4 protein-coding genes and 1 pseudogene are annotated in these 3977 nt (G+C 45.0%); 2 read left to right on the top strand and 3 right to left on the bottom strand.

The features are described 5' to 3' along the window. Window positions 1-407, bottom strand: a 407-nt coding sequence (locus R7P67_RS22920; protein WP_318086097.1) for an elongation factor P hydroxylase, incomplete at its 3' end; no start/stop codon positions are given. 332 nt (window positions 408-739) lie between these two features. Here R7P67_RS22920 and R7P67_RS22915 point away from each other — a divergent pair. Beyond that, the gene (locus tag R7P67_RS22915; RefSeq protein ID WP_005380544.1) at window positions 740-1363 is read left to right on the top strand and encodes a trimeric intracellular cation channel family protein; all 624 of its coding nucleotides are present in this window, start codon (window positions 740-742) and stop codon (window positions 1361-1363) included. 223 nt (window positions 1364-1586) lie between these two features. On the opposite strand, the gene aroC is transcribed toward R7P67_RS22915, so the two are convergent. After that, the gene (aroC, locus tag R7P67_RS22910) at window positions 1587-2672 is read right to left on the bottom strand and encodes a chorismate synthase (protein ID WP_130545946.1); all 1086 of its coding nucleotides are present in this window, start codon (window positions 2670-2672) and stop codon (window positions 1587-1589) included. 179 nt (window positions 2673-2851) lie between these two features. Next, entirely contained in the window at window positions 2852-3784 is a 933-nt protein-coding gene (gene prmB / locus R7P67_RS22905) for a 50S ribosomal protein L3 N(5)-glutamine methyltransferase (protein WP_005380541.1), read from the bottom strand. Window positions 3785-3846: 62 nt separating this feature from the next. On the opposite strand from prmB, the pseudogene R7P67_RS22900 reads away from it, so the two are divergent. Next, window positions 3847-3977: pseudogene (locus tag R7P67_RS22900) on the top strand (endonuclease SmrB); the annotation flags it as partial.

Below are 3977 nucleotides of genomic sequence, written 5' to 3'. Positions count from 1 at the left end.
ACTTTTTGCATAAAGCCGAGCCTATCTGGTTCAAAATCGCCGTGTAGATTGTCACAACTCACCGTAAAAGGGAAGCCAGCGCTTTGTGCCAGAATCCATTCATAAGCTTGAGGTCGCACTTCAACTTTCTCAAACTCCGCTTGAACTTCTGCTGTTCGCCCATCGGGTTCATACCAATAGCCAAAATCTTCCAGCAAACGACGCTCTGGACCAGCCACACACCAATGCGAAATCTCGTGTAAAGCAGAGGCGTAAAAACCCCGAGCAAAAATAATCCGATGATGAGGGTGTTCATCATCAGCAGGAAGATAAATAGGCTCATCACCACCTAACTCTAATTTCGTATTAAATTGTTCTAAAAAGGTGTCATTAAAAATGGTGATTAAGTCTTGGTATTCGTGGGTCATCGTCGAGTTTGTACTTCAGTTTGACATGCGCTGCATATTGTCGCTGTTTTTAGCTATGAGGTAAAGGCACCCCCACATTTTTGGTTATTAGTTGAATTTATCTGAAGGTCGCTTTCTCCATACAATTTCTCATTCGTCAGCGTACTTATTTACCACTACACTCTCGCCTTATTTTGATGCCGTTCAAACCGCTATTTTTAAGCCGTTTGATTACAAGCATGTTGCTGGTTTTAATCACTTTTTAAGAGAGATAGAACCGTTTGTAAGTGTTGTTACTTCGCCTACGCTGATTCTCGTAGAACGTAGTGACTTTTTACGTTGAGTGTTTCCCTATGTTGCTAAGTGTGTTGTATATCATTGGTATCACGGCTGAAGCCATGACAGGTGCGTTAAGTGCTGGTAGAAGAAAGATGGACTGGTTTGGTGTTATGTTGGTGGCCAGCGCAACGGCCATTGGTGGTGGCACCGTACGTGACATTCTATTAGGCCACTACCCTCTTGGTTGGGTAAAAAACCCAGAGTTCCTTGCAATTACGTGTGTTGCAGGTGTGCTAACAACAGGTTTAGCGAAATGGGTGATTAAGCTGAAAGGTCTGTTCATTCGCCTCGATGCATTAGGTTTAATCGTGTTTAGTATCATCGGAACAAAAATTGCGATGGGCATGGGCTTGCACCCTGGTATTTGTATGGTTTCAGCGTTAGTAACGGGTGTATTCGGTGGGCTACTTCGTGACTTAATCTGTCGCCAAACACCATTGGTACTGCATGAAGAGCTTTACGCTTCTGTCGCTCTTATCGCATCAGGAATGTACTTAGCGCTATTAGAATTCAATGTTCCCGATGTCACTGCCACGATCATTACACTGGTTACTGGTTACATGCTGCGTATGGCTGCAGTGCGCTTTAAGTGGCGTCTGCCTTCTTTCCATTTGGAAACCGAAGGCTCGATTCATTAAGCAAAAACTACTTAAACAAAAAAGGTTGTCTGATAAAATTGTGCCACCCGCGATTCAGTGAGTGGCATAATTTTATATTCAGTCATCCTGAACAGCGACGAAGGAGCATGATTCAGGATCTATTATCCGAGCACTCTGTTGTCAGAGATATTTCTTTCTCTTTTCATCGCGCTGAAATTAGATTCCTAGTCTCGCTATAGCTCGCTGAAATGACACAAAGCTCTTAAATCTTCGGTGTTTCAGTTGTTACGCCATGGTTTTGACCACGGTGGCGTAGTAAATGATCCATCACCACAATTGCCAGCATCGCTTCTGCGATAGGCACAGCACGAATACCCACACATGGGTCATGACGACCTTTGGTGATCAATTGAGTTGGTTCACCTTCTTTTGTGATGGTCTCACCCGGCACAGTGATACTTGATGTTGGCTTAAGCGCAATGTTTGCGACAATGTCTTGACCAGTAGAGATACCACCAAGAATGCCACCCGCATGATTACTACCAAAACCTTCAGGAGCAAGCGTATCACGGTGCTGACTGCCTTTTTGGTTTACCACGTCGAAACCGTCTCCGATTTCTACGCCTTTCACCGCGTTGATGCTCATTAGTGCGTGCGCGATGTCTGCATCCAGACGGTCAAATACGGGTTCCCCGAGACCAACAGGCACGTTAGTTGCCACAACCTGGATTTTTGCGCCAATAGAGTCGCCTTCTTTTTTCAGGTCACGGATAAGTTGGTCAAATGCTTCTACTTTGTCAGCATCAGGGCAGAAGAATGCATTGTTCTCGATTTCGCTCCAATCTACCTTGTCGATAGATACATCACCCATTTGTGACAAGTAAGCACGAATCTCAACACCAAACTCATCTTTTAAGTATTTCTTCGCGATTGCACCAGCCGCCACACGCATTGCGGTTTCACGAGCTGAAGAACGGCCGCCACCGCGATAGTCGCGGATGCCATATTTTTGGTGGTAAGTGTAATCAGCATGACCCGGTCTGAACTTATCTTTGATGTCAGAGTAGTCTTTTGAGCGCTGATCGGTGTTTTCAATTAGCAAACCGATCGATGTGCCCGTGGTTTTGCCTTCAAAAACGCCAGAAAGAATTTTAACTTCATCCGGTTCACGACGTTGTGTGGTGTAACGTGATGTGCCTGGACGACGGCGGTCGAGATCGATTTGTAGATCTGCTTCTGTAATTTCCAACCCCGGAGGACATCCGTCTACGATACATCCCAGTGCGATACCGTGACTTTCCCCGAATGTCGTCACTCGGAAATGTTGTCCGATACTGTTTCCTGCCATTACTTCCTCAAGTTTTTATCGCCACGCTCTCTCAAAACAGAGCATAGCTGCTTTCCAATTCTTCGTGGATTCATAGTGGCTTTATTACGTTTTGATGTAAAGAGTTAATATCGGCGAGGTATGCATAAAAAAACACCGAGCATAAAGCTCGGTGTTTTGATGTTTAGTGCAAGACTCTATTAGTCTTTGTACAGTTTAAACTCTTCTGCACACTCAACTAGCTGGTCACGCGTTAGCATAAATACGCCATGACCGCCGTTCTCGAACTCAATCCAAGTAAATGGAATCTCTGGGTACTGTTCCATCATATGAATCATTGAGTTGCCAACTTCACAGATAAGAATGCCGTTATCTGTTAGATAATCTGGCGCGTTAGCAAGAATACGACGCACTAGTTTTAGACCATCCGTACCCGCAGCTAAACCAAGCTCAGGCTCATGCGTGAACTCATCTGGCAGGCTGTTCATATCTTCTTCATCCACATATGGTGGGTTGGACACGATTAGATTGTATTTCTCTTTTGGAAGATCACGGAACAAATCAGAGCGAATTGGGAACACTTGCTGCTCCATGCCGTGATCTTGTACGTTTTGCTCAGCCACTTGTAGAGCATCTGTAGAGATGTCGATCGCATCCACTTCTGCTTCAGGGAAAGCGTGCGCACAAGCAATCGCGATACAACCAGAACCCGTACATAGGTCCATGATGCGCGTAGGTTCTTCCACCAACCAAGGTTGGAATTCCGCTTGAATCAATTCGCCGATAGGAGAACGTGGCACAAGTACACGCTCATCAACGAAGAACTCAAGACCGCAGAACCATGCTTTGTTTGTTAGGTATGCTGTTGGCGTACGCTCGTTGATGCGTTTTACTACGCGCTCAACAATACGCAGACGCTCGCTTGTCGTTAGGCGAGAGTTCAATACGTGCGGAGGCACATCAATCGGCAAGTATAAGGTTGGCAGGATAAGCTGAACAGCTTCATCCCACGCATTATCAGTACCATGACCGTAAAACAGGTTCGCTGCATTAAAGCGGCTTACCGTCCAACGAATCATATCTTGAAGGGTATGCAGTTCCGATACCGCTTCTTCTACAAAAATCTTATCCAAAATTGCCTCCGAAAAGCGCTACAATACTGCCAATAAAGTTTATTAATGAAATTGTTTACCTAATGAGCAAAAAAGACACCGAGAACGATGACGATTTCGCCTTGTTTCAGGAAGCAGTACAGGGCGTAAAAAAGTTGCGACAGGATACCATAATCCAGCAACCAAAAAAAAATACTAAGCAAAAAGAAATCAA

The organism is Vibrio sp. Vb0937, from assembly GCF_033338855.1.
This window is presented reverse-complemented; position numbering and strand designations above follow the sequence as displayed.

Coding starts and splice junctions, on each gene's coding strand:
- R7P67_RS22915 (WP_005380544.1), top strand. CDS start 740: ATGTTGCTAAGTGTGTTGTATATCATTGGTATCACGGCTGAAGCCATG.
- aroC (WP_130545946.1), bottom strand. CDS start 2,672: ATGGCAGGAAACAGTATCGGACAACATTTCCGAGTGACGACATTCGGG.